Annotated in this window: 12 protein-coding genes and 1 pseudogene; 4 read left to right on the top strand and 9 right to left on the bottom strand. The window is 66.8% G+C overall.

Features of this window, described 5'->3' with window-relative positions; translation table 11 throughout:
* Positions 1-89 (top strand): annotated as a pseudogene (locus C450_RS21730) (IS6 family transposase); the annotation flags it as partial.
* 192 nt (positions 90-281) lie between these two features.
* On the opposite strand, the gene truA reads toward C450_RS21730, so the two are convergent.
* The 8 genes from truA to lipA form a co-directional block, all read right to left on the bottom strand.
* A complete protein-coding gene (gene truA / locus C450_RS15120; protein ID WP_005044877.1) occupies positions 282-1,109 on the bottom strand; it encodes a tRNA pseudouridine(38-40) synthase TruA in 828 nt (275 codons plus the stop codon).
* A complete protein-coding gene (gene hisS / locus C450_RS15125) occupies positions 1,109-2,413 on the bottom strand; it encodes a histidine--tRNA ligase (RefSeq protein WP_005044879.1) in 1,305 nt (434 codons plus the stop codon). Before hisS ends, truA begins: the two co-directional genes overlap by 1 nt.
* A 165-nt stretch (positions 2,414-2,578) precedes the next feature.
* A complete protein-coding gene (locus tag C450_RS15130) occupies positions 2,579-2,932 on the bottom strand; it encodes a DNA-binding protein (protein ID WP_005044880.1) in 354 nt (117 codons plus the stop codon).
* Between the two features lie 114 nt (positions 2,933-3,046).
* Positions 3,047-4,471, bottom strand: a complete 1,425-nt coding sequence (gene lpdA, locus C450_RS15135) for a dihydrolipoyl dehydrogenase (RefSeq protein ID WP_005044881.1) — start codon at positions 4,469-4,471, stop codon at positions 3,047-3,049.
* 216 nt (positions 4,472-4,687) lie between these two features.
* On the bottom strand, positions 4,688-6,265 hold the full coding sequence (locus C450_RS15140; protein ID WP_005044885.1) for a dihydrolipoamide acetyltransferase family protein: 1,578 nt from the start codon (positions 6,263-6,265) through the stop codon (positions 4,688-4,690).
* Positions 6,266-7,279: an alpha-ketoacid dehydrogenase subunit beta gene (locus C450_RS15145; RefSeq protein ID WP_005044887.1), complete on the bottom strand. Its 1,014-nt coding sequence runs from the start codon at positions 7,277-7,279 to the stop codon at positions 6,266-6,268.
* Positions 7,280-7,287: 8 nt separating this feature from the next.
* Positions 7,288-8,391, bottom strand: a complete 1,104-nt coding sequence (pdhA, locus tag C450_RS15150; protein WP_005044889.1) for a pyruvate dehydrogenase (acetyl-transferring) E1 component subunit alpha — start codon at positions 8,389-8,391, stop codon at positions 7,288-7,290.
* A 225-nt stretch (positions 8,392-8,616) separates the two neighbouring features.
* Positions 8,617-9,576, bottom strand: coding sequence for a lipoyl synthase (lipA, locus tag C450_RS15155; RefSeq protein WP_273835911.1), 960 nt, complete (start codon positions 9,574-9,576; stop codon positions 8,617-8,619).
* 152 nt (positions 9,577-9,728) lie between these two features.
* On the opposite strand from lipA, the gene C450_RS15160 reads away from it, so the two are divergent.
* The 3 genes from C450_RS15160 (at position 9,729) to C450_RS15170 (ending at position 14,178) form a co-directional block, all read left to right on the top strand.
* Positions 9,729-11,141 carry an MATE family efflux transporter gene (locus C450_RS15160; RefSeq protein WP_005044894.1) on the top strand — a complete coding sequence of 471 codons (1,413 nt, stop codon included), beginning with the start codon at positions 9,729-9,731 and terminating at the stop codon, positions 11,139-11,141.
* 44 nt (positions 11,142-11,185) lie between these two features.
* Positions 11,186-11,599 carry a hypothetical protein gene (locus tag C450_RS15165; protein ID WP_005044895.1) on the top strand — a complete coding sequence of 138 codons (414 nt, stop codon included), beginning with the start codon at positions 11,186-11,188 and terminating at the stop codon, positions 11,597-11,599.
* A gap of 248 nt (positions 11,600-11,847) precedes the next feature.
* A complete protein-coding gene (locus C450_RS15170; protein WP_005044897.1) occupies positions 11,848-14,178 on the top strand; it encodes a DEAD/DEAH box helicase in 2,331 nt (776 codons plus the stop codon).
* A 309-nt stretch (positions 14,179-14,487) separates the two neighbouring features.
* Here the strand turns inward: C450_RS15170 and C450_RS15175 are convergent, their stop codons facing one another.
* Positions 14,488-14,676 carry a hypothetical protein gene (locus tag C450_RS15175; protein WP_005044900.1) on the bottom strand — a complete coding sequence of 63 codons (189 nt, stop codon included), beginning with the start codon at positions 14,674-14,676 and terminating at the stop codon, positions 14,488-14,490.
* Between the last annotated feature and the right edge of the window lie 12 nt (positions 14,677-14,688).

Genomic DNA, 14,688 nt, shown 5'->3' on the forward strand with positions numbered 1-14,688 from the left:
GGCTGCGACGGTTCAAGCATCACTACAACTACGATCGACCGAATCAAGCGCTCGATGGACGAACACCCGTCGAAGAGGTTCTCAACTAGACAGTGCCCCATACGAGAACTGATTGCCCGATCGACAATAAACCCTTGCCGATCTCACACATTCTCGGTGCGTGATCTCGAACCACGGCTGGTGTTCTCGACTGCGACGCCTCTCCCGGGACAGCAGGTGAGTATCGGTCCGAGAGGCGACGTATCCTGCGAACGGCACGACCAGCACACCTTCTCGCGATCTCACTCGCCGATTTCATCCCGTACTGAGCCCGCGACCCGGCCCTCGGTCACGGCCGCGATCCGGCGCTGTTCGAAAACCGATCGCGCGCTCGTCGCGGCCTCGGAATCGACGTGGAAATCGAGACCGGGATACGAAACGTCGGTCAGCACGAGCGGTGCGGCGGGCGCGGGACCAACGCCCTCGGGGCCCGAAAGCGGTGTGGGCGAGAGCACCCGTCCGATTTTCGAGAGCGGGGCTGCGCCCGTCGCCACGTCTCGGACGAGTGCGACGATCCGCCGGACGAGCTGGCGCGAGAAACCGCCCGCACGGAGTTCGATCACGAGAAACTCGCCGTCGGGTTCGATCGCCGGCTCGAGCGTCCGGACGGTCCCGCTGTCGTCGAGTGTGAGGTTGTGCAAATCGTGCTCACCGGCGAGCACCGACAGCGCCTCGCGCGCCCGGTCGACGTCGGCAGCAGGCGCGTGGAGGTGGTAGGTGTAGGTCCGAGCCGTGGCGTCGTGGGTGGCGTGAAACTCCGCTGGAGCCTCGGCCGACGCCCACGCCCGGATCGTCGCCGGGAGTTCGCCGTTCAGCGCCGCGGGGGTGAGCCACTCGGGGCACTCGAACGCCACCGTCTGTGCGACCGCCGACACCCCACGATCGGTTCGGCCCGCGGCGGCGTACGCCGGTGGTTTGTCGGCGGCTGCGTCGAGCACGTCCAACTCGCGAAGCCCATTGAAAACAGCATCCTCGACGGTCGGGACGTCGGGCTGGCGCTGGAAGCCATAGTACGGCTGGCCGTCGTACGCCACTCGGAACGCGCGCAGCCCGCGACCGTCATTGCCCATCAGGCGAGGTCGTCGTACGTCGGCCGCTCGCGCTCGCCGGGGAACCCCTCGACCGGGACCTGGGTCTGCTCGCCCGATTCCATGTCCTTCACCGTGACTTCGCCCTCCGCGAGGTCCTGTTCGCCCACGATCACCACGGTCTCGGCGTTGATGGAATCGGCGTACTCCAGCTGCGCGCCGAAGCTCCGGTCCGCGACGTCGGTCTCGACGACGTGGCCCTGTTCGCGGAGATCGCGAACCACGCGGGCGGCCGTCGGGCGGGTGTCGCCGACCTGGAGGACGTAGTAGTCGGTCGCGATCGTCTCCTCGGGCCAGACGCCCGCGCGCTGACAGAGCAGCGAGAGTGGCGCGAGTCCCGGTGCGACGCCGACCGCGGGCATCGACTGGCCGCCGAACCCTTCGATCAGATCGTCGTACCGGCCGCCACCGAACACTGATCGACTCACCTCACCCGTGGAGTCGAAACACTCGAACACCACTCCCGTATAGTAGTCCAACCCGCGGGCGGTGTCGAGCGAGAGCGTGCAGTACTCGCGCGCGCCGAGGTCATCGGCCGCATCGAGCACGTTCCGAAGGTTCGTGACCGCGCTCTCGACCTGTGCCGAACCGGCGAACGACACGAGATCGTCGAGATCGTCCTCCGAGGTGTCGAGCAGTCCGTCGAACTCCTCGGCCTGACTGTCCGAGAGTCCCGCGTCAGCGAGGAGACGGTAGTACTCGGGGGATTCGAGCTTTTCGCGCTTGTCGACCGCTCGGATCGCGGCCTGGGTGTCGATCTCGCCCTCGAACGATTCGAGCAACCCACCGAGAACGTCACGGTGGCTCACCCGGAAGTCGAAGTCCTCGCTCGTGAGGCCGAGTTCGGTGAGCGCGTCCGCGGCGTACGCGAGCACCTCGGCGTCGGCTGTCGGCTCCGCCGAGCCGAAGACATCGACGTTGGTCTGGTAGAACTCCCGGAATCGGCCCTGCTGCACCTGCTCGTACCGCCAGAACGGCCGAGTCGAGAACCATTTCACGGGCTTTGCGAGCTCCTGCTGTTTGGCGACCACCATCCGCGCGACCGTTGGTGTGAGTTCCGGCGTCATCGCCACGTCGCGGCCGCCCTGGTCGGTGAAGGAGTAGAGCTCCTCTTCGATCTCCGCGCCGCTTTTGTCGACGTACATCTCGGTGCGTTCGAGGGCCGGCGTCCCGACCTCGCGGAACCCATAGCGCGCGGCGGTCTCTTCGAGCGTGTCGATGACCGCTCGCCGCGCGCTCATCTCGCCCGGATAGAAATCACGAAACCCCTTGGTGCGGTCGTACATACTGTCGGTTAGCGGTATTCGTGTATTGACGCTTGCGAAAGACCGAACGGCGGTCGCCACGCTTCGACGGCAAGAACGACAAACAGCTGACCGACAGTATGCCGGCGAGTGGCGAGCCGTGGTTGAAGCCTTCCGGTCCTTCCGATGGCTCGTTTCGGCGTGCTTCTATCGGCGCTTGATGTCGAAGCTCTGCTGGTCGGGTTTGAGCTCCTGGAGGAGCTCGCGCATCTGATCCTCGTCGATTTTGTCGCCGAGCCGGCCGCTGCGCGCGAGCGCGATCACCTGCTGTTCGACCTGCTCGCCGAAGTCGGGTTTGCTCATCTTGACCGAGTTGAGCCGCTTGCGCGCGCCGTCGGTGAGATGCTGGCGGAGCTGGGCCTTCTTCTGAGCCTCGGCCTGTTCCTGCTGGGCCTTCATCGCCTCCTCGCGGTCGCCGCCCTCCCCGCCCTGCTGTTCTTGAAGCTGTTCGAGCTTTTCCTGACGGAGCTCTTCGAGTTCGTCGTCGGATGAGCCGCTCATACGTCATAGTACGGCTACCCGAACAAAAACCCGGCGGACGCCGCAGCACGATTCCCGCTTTCCCGTCGCCCGTTCGGATCGAAATTCACGAACTCACGTGAACTCGTGAATTTCTCACCGATTCAGCGTATGGATCGCCTTCCCCTGGGCGTTCTCGACGGCCTCCATCACGGCCTCGCCGAGCGTCGGATGGGTGTGGATGGTCGCGGCGACGTCTTCGAGGGTGGCCCCCATCTCGATCGCCAATCCAAATTCGGCGATCATCTCGGAGGCCTCGGGCGCGACGATCTGCGCGCCGAGGATGAACCCCGCGTCGTCGTCGGCGACCACGCGAACGAATCCCTCGCTTTCGCCGAGCGTGAGCGCGCGCCCGCTCGCCTGCATCGGCATCTCGCCGACGACCGGCGAGAACCCCGCCTCCTCGGCCTCGCTCTCGGTCATCCCCACGGTCCCGATCTCGGGGTCGGTGAACACCGCGGCGGGCACGGATTGGTAGTCGAGTGCGGCGGGTTCGCCCGCGATCACTTCGGTGGCGACCTCACCCTCTTTCATCCCTTTGTGGGCGAGCATCGGCTCGCCGGCGACGTCGCCGACCGCGAAGACGTGCTCGACGTCGGTTCGCGCGCGGTCGTCGGTGTCGAGGAACCCGCCCTCGCTCGGTTCGAGGCCCACCGCGTCGAGATTCAGCGTGTCGGTCACGGGTTCGCGCCCGACCGCGACGAGGGCCTTCTCCGCGCCGAATTCGGCGATCTCGCCGTCCTCGTTCTCGGTCATGACGGTGATCCCGCCGCCCGATTCCTCCCACTCGCTCGCGGCCTCGCCGAAGTGGAAATCGATCCCGAACTCCTCGGCCCGGCTCTTGACGACGCGCGCGACGTCGTCCTCGTAGGCCGGGAGCGCCGAGTCGAGCATCTCCACGATGGTGACGTCGGTGCCGAGCTTCGCGAAAACAGTAGAGAGTTCCATTCCGATGTAGCCTGCGCCGACGACCACGAGGCTCTCGGGAACCTCATCGAGCGCGAGCGCGTCGCGCGAGGAGATGATGTGTTCGCCGTCGAACTCGAAGTTCGGGACCTCGATCGGGCGCGAGCCGGTGGCGACGATGGCGTGCTCGAACTCGATGGATTCCGAACCCTGGCCCTCGCCGCTGTGGGCGACTCGCACGGTGTTCTCGCCCGCGAACTCCGCGCGCCCCTCGACGAGATTCACGCCGTTGGCCTTGCAGAGCTTCTCGACGCCGCCGGTGAGCTGGTCGACGATCTCGTCCTTCCAGCCCACCATCGCGCTCAGGTCCACGGCAGGGTCGGCGTGGATGCCCATCGCCTCGGCCTCGCTCGCGTCGTGGGCGACGTCGGTCGCCGAGATCAGCGCCTTCGAGGGGATGCAGCCGTGGTTCAGGCAGGTCCCGCCGTAGGCCTCTTTCTCGACCAGCGTAACGTCGAGGTCCAGCTGGCCGGCGCGGATGGCGGCGACGTAGCCGCCAGGCCCCGCGCCGATGATCAGTACGTCCGTTCCGGTTGTCACGTCGCCAACGACCATGCACGGCAAAACTCGCCGCTGCGTGAAAAACCAGGTGGGTTTCGCCGAGCGCTCGCCGATGTCGCTCACGCGCTCTCGATGGTCGCTGTCGCGTTCGTGAGCCGCGACATCGCCGTCTCGCAGCGCTCGATGCGCTTGTGGCGGGCGCATGGGCGCTCACCGGGCTGTGGGCAGCCGAACACGAGTGAACGGCGGAAAAACAGCGAGCGTCGGGCGCTATTCGAGCAGCAGTCGGTTCGGGTGTTCGAGGTACTCCTCGACCTTGTTCGTGAACTGCGCGGCGATCGCGCCGTCGAGAACCCGGTGATCGAACGAGAGCGAGACCGTCATCACGTGCCGGGGAACGACTTCGCCGTCGACGACGCGCGGCTTCTCCTTGATCGCGCCGAGCGCGAGGATCGCGACCTCGGGGTGATTGACGATCGGGGTGGCGTACTCGCCGCCGATCGCGCCGACGTTGGTGATGGTGAACGTCCCGCCCTGCATCTCCTCGCGCGCGATCGAGCGCTCGCGGGCCTTCTCGACCAGCTCGTTCATCTCCGAGGCGAGCCCGAGCAGGGTCTTGTTGCCGGCGTCGTCCACGACGGGAACCATCAGCCCCGCGTCGGTCGCGGTCGCCACGCCGACGTTGTAGTACTTCTTCTGGACGATCTCTTCGCTTTCCTCGTCGAGCATCGCGTTCACCATCGGGAACTCCCGGAGCGCGGCGACGCAGGCCTTCATTACAAATGGCATGTACGACAGCGAGATGCCGCGCTCGGCCGCGACCTCCTTCAGCTCCCCGCGAGTCTCGACCAGTTCCGTGACGTCGACCTCGTCGTGGTGGGTGACGTGGGGTGCGGTGAACTTCGAGGCCTCCATCTGCTGGCCGATGGTCCGGCGCATCCCACGATACGGGATCCGTTCTTCCTGTGCTCCCGCCTCGCCCGCCGCGACCGCGGCCGTGTCGGCCGCCTGGGCCTCCTGCTGGGCCTCGGCGTACGCCTCGACCGCCTCGGGCGCGACGAACGCCTCGCCGTCGCGCTCCTCGTCGGTCGGCACGTCGTCGATGTCGACACCCGCCTCCTCGGCGAGTTGTCGCGTTGCGGGTGCGGCGAGGGTGCGGTCGCGGTTCGCCCCCGACGGCGCGGACGCCTGAGCAGCACTCGCTCCGCTGGCGGCCGCTCCACCGCTTTCGCCGGCTGTGCCTGCTTCACCGGAGACGTCCGAGACGGCCGACGTGACCTCATCTCCGCTCGTTCCGTCATCCCCGCCTGCTCCGCCCGCCCCGCTCGCGCCGCTCTCGGCGGCCGCGCGGACGTCGTGATCGCTTACCCGACCGCCGGGACCCGATCCCTCGACGGTCGTGATGTCGACCCCCTGTTCGCGCGCGAGTCGGCGTGCGCTCGGCGCGGCGAAGACCCGTCCATCGGCGGTTGACATTTCGCCGTCCTGGTCCGTCTCTGCACTCGCCTCGTCCGCCGTCCCGGCGTCGGGACCGGTCTCGGTCGCGGTGTCAGTTCGGGTCTCGGTCGACTCTTCTTGGCTCGTCGTGTCCGTTTCGTCCTCGTCTTCGCCCTCCACGGCGAACGTGATGATGACGTTGCCGACGGGCACCATCTCGCCCTCCTCGGCAAGGATCTCCTTCACGCTGCCGTTCACCGGCGAGGGGACGTCGACTACTGCCTTGTCGGTCTCGACCTCCGCGACCGGCTGGTCCTCCTCCACTGCGTCGCCCGGCTCGACCAGCCACGACACGATCTCGCCCTCGGCGACGCCCTCGCCGACGTCGGGCAGCTTGAACTCGCGCACCATCTAAAACTCCGCAGCCTCCCGGATTCCGTCGGTGATCCGTGCCGCCTCGGGGAGGTAGTAGTCCTCCAGCGCGTACAGCGGGAACGGCGTATCGAAGCCCGTGACGCGCTTGATCGGGGCTTCCTGATACATGAGCGCCTCCTCCTGGATCGTCGAGGTGATCTCGCCGGCGAGCCCCCCTGTCTTGGGGGCCTCGTGGACCACCGCCGCTCTCCCGGTTTTCTTGAACGATTCGAGGATGGTCTCCTCGTCGAGCGGTGAAAGGGTACGAAGGTCGACCACTTCCGCGTCGATCCCCTCCTCGGCGAGGTCCTCGGCGGCCTCGATGGTCGGTCGGGTCATCGCGCCCCACGTGAACACCGACACGTCAGAGCCCTCCCGGCGGACCGCAGCCTCGCCGAGCGGAACAGTATATGAGTCGTCGGGAACCTCCTCACGGAACGCGCGGTAGATGAGCTTGGGTTCGAGGAACATCACGGGGTCGGGATCGCGGATCGCCGACGCGAGCATCCCCTTGGCGTCGTACGGCGTCGACGGGATCGCGACCTTGAGGCCCGGTTCGTGCACGAAGAACGCCTCCTTCGACTCGGAGTGGTGTTCGGGCGCGCGGATCCCGCCGCCGTACGGCGCGCGGATCACCATCGGACAGGTGTAGCGACCGCGAGAGCGGGTCCGGAGCCGGGCGGCGTGGCTCACGATCTGGTCGAATCCCGGGTAGATGAACCCGAGGAACTGGATCTCGGGCACCGGCCGGAGGCCGTACGCCGACATCCCGACCGCCGTCCCGATGATCCCCGATTCGGCGAGCGGCGTGTCGATCACCCGATCGCCGCCGAACTCGTCGTAGAGCCCCTGGGTCGCGCGGAACACCCCTCCATTTTTCCCGACGTCCTCGCCCATCACGAGCACGTCGTCGTCCCGATCCATCTCGCCGTACAGCCCGTCCCGGACGGCCTGCACGAGCGTGAGATCTTGGCTCTCTCCCTCCACGTCCGCCTGTTGTGCTTCACTCATAGTTATCGTTATTCGAGAAGTTCGTCGTCGCCGTGGCTGTCGCGCAGCCGTTCGAGGTAGCGTCGCTGCTCTTCGAGGCGTTTCGGCATGTCCGCGTAGACGTGGGCGAACATTTCCTCGGGCTCGGGCCGGTCGTACGCCTCGGCGGCGTCGATCGCATCGGCCACTTCGTCCTCGATCTCGCTCTCGATCTCGTCGATCCGTTCGTCGTCGAGATGCCCCTCGTTCACGAGGTAGGTTTCGAGCCGGGGAATCGGGTCCTTCGCCTTCCACTCCTCGACTTCCTCGTCGTCGCGGTAGACCGAGGGATCGTCGGCGGTGGTGTGGGCACCGTAGCGGTACTGGACCGCCTCGATCATCGTCGGGCGAAGCTGGTCCTCGTCGGGGTCCTTCGCCTTCTCGATCGCTCGTCGCGTGACCTCATACACCGCGAGCGGGTCCATCCCGTCGACCTGGATGCCCTCGAACCCGTAGGCGTCGGCCTTCTGGGCCAGGGTGGCGCTCGCGGACTGGCGTTCGCGGGGAACCGAGATCGCCCACTGGTTGTTGTTACAGAAGAAGATGTTCGGGGTGTCGAACACCCCAGCGAAGTTCAGGGCTTCGTGGAAGTCGCCCTCGCTCGTCGCGCCGTCGCCGAAGTAACAGAGGAACGCCTTGTTCTCGCCCTTGAGTTTCGAGGCCCACGCCGCACCGGTGGCGTGGGGGAGCTGGGTCGCGATCGGCACCGCGGGCGTGAAGATGTTGGCGTCGTCTTCGCCGTAGCCGACCTCGTGACCCATCCAGTAGAGCAGGGTGCGCTCCAGGGAGAACCCCCGGATCATCGACGCGCCGTGCTCGCGATAGCTCGGGAACAGCCAGTCCTCCTCGGCGAGCGCGTGGGCGCTGCCGACCTGTGCGCCCTCCTGACCCGACAGTGGGGGATAGGTTCCCATTCGACCCTGTCGCTGGAGGGAGACGGCGCGCTGGTCGAAGTGGCGAACCAGGCGCATCTCGCGATACATCCCCACGAGGGTCTCCTCGTCGAGGTCGGGCGGCTCCACGCCCTCGCGTACCTCGCCGTCCTCGTCGAGGATCCCGAAGCGCTCGCCGGGGTCGCGCTGTAGCGTACTCACGGGCAAAGCCACCTCGCTGACATACCAACCGACTCGGACGCCTGGGTTATATCCCTTTTGTAAATGACTTTCCGTGACCGCCAATCTTGCCAGTCACGTCCGGATAGTTGCTGTTCGTCCGATTTTTGGCCGGAAAAACGACGATCGTTGTTCCCGATCGCAACGAGCGCGATCGGGTATCGCCACCCCCGAGCGCGACCGATCGTGGGCGTTCTCTTCGGATGCTTACGCCGACCGCGAGGCGGCGCGCGCCGTCGTCCGCGCCTCCTCGACCGACCGCCCTTCTCGAACCACGCTCTCGACGAACAGCTCGCCCGCCTTGTACGACGACCGCACCATCGGGCCGCTGGCACAGTAGAGGAAATCGAGGTCGTCCTCGGCGACCGCGCGCCACGTCTCGAACTTGTCGGGGTGGACGTACGAGCCGACTTCCAGATGGCTCCGCGAGGGCTGGAGATACTGACCCAGCGTCACGACGTCGACGTCTGCCTCCCGGAGATCGGTGAGCGTCTGGTACACCTCGTGATCGTACTCGCCGAGGCCGAGCATGATCGAGGTCTTGGTGTAGATGTCGGACTCGCGTTCGACCTGTTCGAGCACCGAGAGCGACTGTTCGTAGTTCGCCCGGCGGTCCCGGATGGGCCACTGGAGGCGCTCGACGGTCTCGATGTTGTGCGCGATCACGTCGGGTTCCGCGTCGATGATCTGCCGGACACAGTCGGGATCGCCCTGGAAGTCGGGGATCAGGACCTCGACGAGGATCTCGGGGTCGCGCTGCTTGATCGCCTCGATGGTCCGGGCGAAGTGGGCCGCACCCTGATCGTCGAGGTCGTCGCGGTCGACCGACGTGAGAACGACGTAGTCGAGCCCGATCTCCGCCACCGCTTCGGCGACGTTGTCGGGTTCGTCGGGATCGAGCGGCTCCATTCCGCCAGTCTCGACGTCACAGAAGTTACAGCCGCGCGAGCATCGCTCGCCCATCAGCATGAACGTCGCGGTGCCCGGACCGCTGCCGGCCCCATCTCCTCCGGACCAGCACTCGCCCATGTTGGGGCAGTTGGCCTCCTCGCAGACGGTGTGAAGGTCGCGCTCGCGGAGCGTGCGCTTGATCTCGGTGAATCGCTCCCCCGAGGGCGGTCGGGTCCTGAGCCAGTCGGGCTTGCGCGCGCGACTCATTGCTTGCACTCGGGACCGCGCCGGCAAAAGCGTGGGGTTCGCCGATGCGCGCGAGATCGATGCGACGATGGCCGCGAGGCGCGCCGATCTTCGACGACTTCGATGCGTCGAGGTCGGGGCAAAATTAATCACCGGTACCGTACACACCTACTCACGACACTATGTTCGACCTCTCGCCCGAGGAGATCACCGAGGGCTCGCTGCCGCGCGCGCTCGTCGTGCTCGCCGCCCCGCTTCTCGTCCAGAACCTCGTTTTGGTCGTTCAGCAGGCGGTCGATCTGTTCTGGCTCGGTCGGCTGAGTTCAGCCGCGGTCGCTGCCGTGGGCCTTGCACTCCCGGTGGTCGGGTTGATCTTCTCACTGATCATCACCGCCCCGTACGTGGGCACCCAGGTACTCGTCTCTCAGCGGATCGGCGGTGAGGACGTTCCCGCGGCGCGGCGGACCGCCGCTACGGGGCTGGGTCTCGCGCTCGTACTCGGGGTCGGCGGCGGTGCGGTCCTCTGGGCCGTCGCGCGCCCGCTGACCGAACTTCTCACGCTCGCCCAGGGAGGTGCTGGCGGCGAAGTGACACGGCTCGCGACCGTCTATCTCGGGGTGCTCGCGCTCGGGCTTCCTTTCGCCGCCGCGAGCGACGCTGTCGAGGGCGCATTCATCGGGTGGGGCGACTCGCGCGCACCGCTTTTCATCTCGGTTGCCACCGTGGCGGTGAACCTCGCGCTTGATCCCGTCCTGATCTTCGGATGGGGGCCTGCACCCGCCCTCGGGGTCCAGGGCGCGGCGCTCGCCACGATCGCGGGCTACACCGCAGGGTTCGCGCTCGCGCTCGGCCTCGCGCTCGCCGGCCGCAACGGCGGGATCTACTCGCGTGCGGCCGCGACGTTCGACACGGACGAACTCCGCGAACTCTTGGACGTCGGCGCGCCGGTCGCGGGTCAGGGCGCGGTCAGACAGGTCGTTCGGGTGGTGATCGTCGTGGTTGCGTTCGCCGCCGGCGGTGCGGCGGGACTCGCGGCGTACACCGTCGGCGCGCGGATCGCGTCGATCGCGTTCGTTCCGGCCCAAGGGCTCCAGCAGGCCACCCAGAGCGTCGTCGGGCAGAACCTCGGGGCCGAGCTGCCGGACCGCGCGCGGCGTGCGACCTACCTCGGGGTAGCGATCGCGGCCGTCGGTCTCGGCGTGATCGGTGTGATCCAATGGTTCGTGCCGGGCGCGATCGCCACCGCGTTCGCTCCGGAACTCACCGACCGCGCGCTCTCGTTCTCGGTCGAGTATCTCAGAATTCTCGCGTACGGCTACCCCGCGATCGGGGTGGCGTACATCTTCGAGGCGGGCTTCAACGGTGCGCGCCGCACCCGGACGAGCTTCGTCGCGACGATCCTCCAGTTCTGGGCCGTCCGGCTCCCGATCGCTGCCGGGGCTGGCGTGCTGTTGGGCGTCGGTATCGACGCGGTGTTCTGGGCGGTCACGATCTCGAACGTCGCGGCTGCGATCGGGCTCGCGCTTTACTACCGCTACGAGACGTCGAGCGGGATGCTCCAGCGCGCGACCGAACGCGCCACCGCCGCGGACTGAATGCCGGGCGATCACTGATTACGCCGGGCGGCGAACGTTCGCTCATGAGCGCGCCGGCAGCGTCCACGGGACGACTCCGACGGGGGTGGAACTACTATCGACGGTATACCAAGCACCGAACGGGAATCCATGCGGCAGCGACGGCCGCCCTCACCGTGTTTGGCCTCCTCGCGTACTTCGAGCGTGGGTTCGTTTTCGTCGCGATCGCGGCGTACCTCCTGCCGCCGATCTACCTCTTCCTCACTGGCGACGACCTCGCTGGCGACGAACGAACGGAGGCCCGCGCTGATCGGGACACACGGAACAGCGCCGTCGAGGACGCCGACGCGGATGCGGACGGCACCGACGGCGACGCCGACACTGATTCGGATGGCAGGGATACCGACACCGACTCGGACGGCACGGACGCGGATACTGACACCGACGGTATCGATACCGATTCGGATTCGGACGGGTAGTCACCTCTCGCCCTGAACGGCTCTTCTGACTACCTGTGGGTGTTCCCAGCTGCGTCACCGAGACGGATCGAGCGCCTGAGCGACGGGTAAGGAAACGCCTTTGACCGCTCCACTCACATCGTCGAGGTACGTGATTACCGCCGTCTCGCTCCGCTCACGACGTGTTCGTCGCACTCGCTTCCGATGAACGCCGTTGCTTCACTTCGTCCGCAACGAGCTCACGACGATCGCCTCCGGAGGCGATCGCCGTGAACGTCGCCGAGGCCGTCCCCGCGTTCGCCGACGCGTTCGCCTTCGAGTCGTTCAACCGGATGCAGCGCGAGGCGCTCCCGGCGATCCTGGAGGGCGACGAGAACGTGGTCGCGAGCGCGCCCACGGCATCGGGGAAGACCGCGCTCGCCGAACTCGCCATCTGCAAGTGTCTCGACGCGGGTGGCACAGCCCTCTTCATCGCGCCGCTGCGCGCGCTCACCAACGAGAAGGAGTCCGAGTGGGAGCGCTTCGAGGACCTCGGCTACTCGGTGTACGTCGTCACCGGCGAGCGCGATCTCAACCCTCGCCGAGCGGAGCGCGCGGACATCCTCGTGATGACTCCCGAGAAAGTCGACTCGGCCACCCGGAAACACGACTCCCCCAGATACGGGTTCATCACCGACGTCGCGTGCTGTGTGATCGACGAGGTCCACCTGCTCGACTCCGAGCGCCGGGGGAGCGTGCTCGAAGTCACGATCTCGCGGCTCCGACGCCTCTGCGACCCCCGGATCGTCGCGCTCTCGGCCACGATGCCAAACGTCGACGAGGTCGCCGATTGGCTCGACGCGCCCCCCGAGTCGACGTTCGATTTCGACGAGGAGTATCGCCCCGTCGAACTCGAAGCCGACGTTCGAACGTACACCCACGGCGAGAACGCCTTCGCCGACAAGTACCGCCGGCTGTACCGCGCGCTCGATCTCGCCGAGGAGCACATCCGCGACGACGGCCAGGCCCTCGTCTTCGTCGCCTCCCGGCAGGATACCGTCCGTGCGGCCGAGAAGGCCCGGGACGAACTTGCCTCGCGAGACATCCCGATCGGCGCACGCGGCGACTACGATTTCCACACCGAGACCCAAGTTTTGGAGAACCAGACGCTCCGGAACTCGGCGCTCGACGGCGTTGCCTTCCACCACGCCGGCCTCTCGAAATCCGACAAGGATCACGTCGAGGAGTGGTTCCGGCAGGGAAAGATCCAACTCCTCTTCTCGACCTCGACGCTCGCATGGGGCGTCAACCTCCCCGCCCGGTGTGTCGTGATTCGGGACACGAAGTATCACGACCCGTTGGAGGGCGAGGTCGATATGAGTCCGCTCGACGTGCTCCAGATGCTCGGGCGCGCGGGCCGGCCCGGCTACGACGACGCGGGCTACGCCCACGTGGTCTGTGACGGGAGCGACGCCGAGAAGTATCGTCGTCTGCTCCGCGACGGGAAGGAGATCGAATCCCATCTCACCGCGGACCTCGACACCCATCTCAACGCCGAAATCGCGATGGGCACGATCGGCGACGTCGGCGACGTGATGGACTGGCTCGAAACCACGTTCGGGTTCGTTCGTGCGCGGAGCAGTTCGAACCCCGACGCGGTCGAGGAGCTTCGCGAACAGGTCCGCGAGACCCTTACCGAACTCCAAGAGCGTGGATTCGTCGCAACCGACGACCTCCGAGTGTCGGCCACCCCGCTCGGAACGCTCGCCTCCGCGTACTACCTTCGACTCCCGACCGCGAGCCGGTTCGGGGATCTCACGGGGACCGATCCCGACACCGACGAAATTCTCGCGACCGTCGCCGCCAGCGCGGAGTTCGACAGCGTGAACGCGCGCCAGGCCGAGCGCGACGCCATCGACGATGTGCTCGGCTCTCGGGGAAAGGATCTCGACTCGGGCACCCGGAAGGTGCTCGCGATCCTCGACGCCAGCACGCATGGTTCGACCCCCACCGAACTCCAGAGCGATGCGTGGGTCATCCGGCAGAACGCGCTCCGGCTGCTCGCGGCGCTTCGGGCGTTCCTCGATCGGTTCGGTGGGCCACGCGAGGCGAACCGCGCGAGTCGGGTGGCCGCGCGCGTCGAGAACGGCGTGAGCGAGGACGCCGCCGCACTCACCGCGATCGACGGCGTCGGGCCGGGTCGGGCGAGCAAACTCGCTGGCGAGGGTATCGAGACGCCCGCCGCCCTCGTCGCCGCTGGCACTGCGGGGCTCGTCGACGCCGGACTGAGCGAGGGCGTCGCCGAGCGCGTCATCGAGAGCGCACGCGAGTTGCCCCGTATCGACATCGAGTGGGATGAGTTCCCCGAGCGGATCGCTCGCGGCGAGAACGACCCTCGCGAAGTCACGGTCACGAACCACGCTGGTGGCGCGCGCGCCGGCATCCGTGTCACGGTGAACGACGTCGAGATGACCGCGACCGACGCCTATCTCGGCAACGAGACGGTGCCCGTTCCGGTGTTCGGTGGCGACCCCGATACGCTCACCTTCGCCGTCGAGGTGATCTTCCCCGAACTCCCACTTGAGCCGGTCACCGAAACCAGAACTGTGTGGGTCGATTGATCCGTCAGCGCCGGCCGTGACCGCTCGTGGTGTGATTCTCTCGATCACGCACACATCAACAGCGGCGGTGCCCAACCGATCCGAATAGCGGGTGATCGAGCCGTACGTGGCTGCTGTGCGGTCGTCTGCGGTGGCGCGCGGAGAGCGCGCTGCGGTGGGGAAGCGCGCTCGCGCGCGAGGGATGAACGAAGCGAGCGGAGCGAGTGAAGTGAATCGGCTGGGGAGGAACGTGGTGTGGTACGGTTTGCGGGGCGGTGGCGGTATCTCATTCGTGTCGGCATTCGCAGTCGGCGGATCGAACAGAACCACTCAGTCGTCGATGACGGTATAGAAAGCATACATCGTGAGGAAGATGGCGGTCATGCCCAGTATCGCACCGACGCCGGCAGTGGGGCTTCCGGTGAGAAGGAATCCAACAACCAGCACGAACAGCACCAGCCCAACGAGCACGCCGAGATGTCTGAGGGCCGATCTCGTACCCTCGTGTCTTTCATTCATTGTACTTCCACA

This window comes from Halococcus salifodinae DSM 8989, assembly GCF_000336935.1.
In the GTDB taxonomy this organism is placed as follows: Archaea; Halobacteriota; Halobacteria; order Halobacteriales; family Halococcaceae; genus Halococcus; species Halococcus salifodinae.

Excerpts from the sequence above, each read along its gene's own strand:
- C450_RS15145 (WP_005044887.1), bottom strand. The coding sequence starts at position 7,279 with ATGAGTGAAGCACAACAGGCGGACGTGGAGGGAGAGAGCCAAGATCTC.
- C450_RS15175 (WP_005044900.1), bottom strand. The coding sequence starts at position 14,676 with ATGAATGAAAGACACGAGGGTACGAGATCGGCCCTCAGACATCTCGGC.
- hisS (WP_005044879.1), bottom strand. The coding sequence starts at position 2,413 with ATGTACGACCGCACCAAGGGGTTTCGTGATTTCTATCCGGGCGAGATG.
- truA (WP_005044877.1), bottom strand. The coding sequence starts at position 1,109 with ATGGGCAATGACGGTCGCGGGCTGCGCGCGTTCCGAGTGGCGTACGAC.
- C450_RS15140 (WP_005044885.1), bottom strand. The coding sequence starts at position 6,265 with ATGGTGCGCGAGTTCAAGCTGCCCGACGTCGGCGAGGGCGTCGCCGAG.
- C450_RS15165 (WP_005044895.1), top strand. The coding sequence starts at position 11,186 with ATGAGCGCGCCGGCAGCGTCCACGGGACGACTCCGACGGGGGTGGAAC.
- C450_RS15160 (WP_005044894.1), top strand. The coding sequence starts at position 9,729 with ATGTTCGACCTCTCGCCCGAGGAGATCACCGAGGGCTCGCTGCCGCGC.
- C450_RS15130 (WP_005044880.1), bottom strand. The coding sequence starts at position 2,932 with ATGAGCGGCTCATCCGACGACGAACTCGAAGAGCTCCGTCAGGAAAAG.
- lpdA (WP_005044881.1), bottom strand. The coding sequence starts at position 4,471 with ATGGTCGTTGGCGACGTGACAACCGGAACGGACGTACTGATCATCGGC.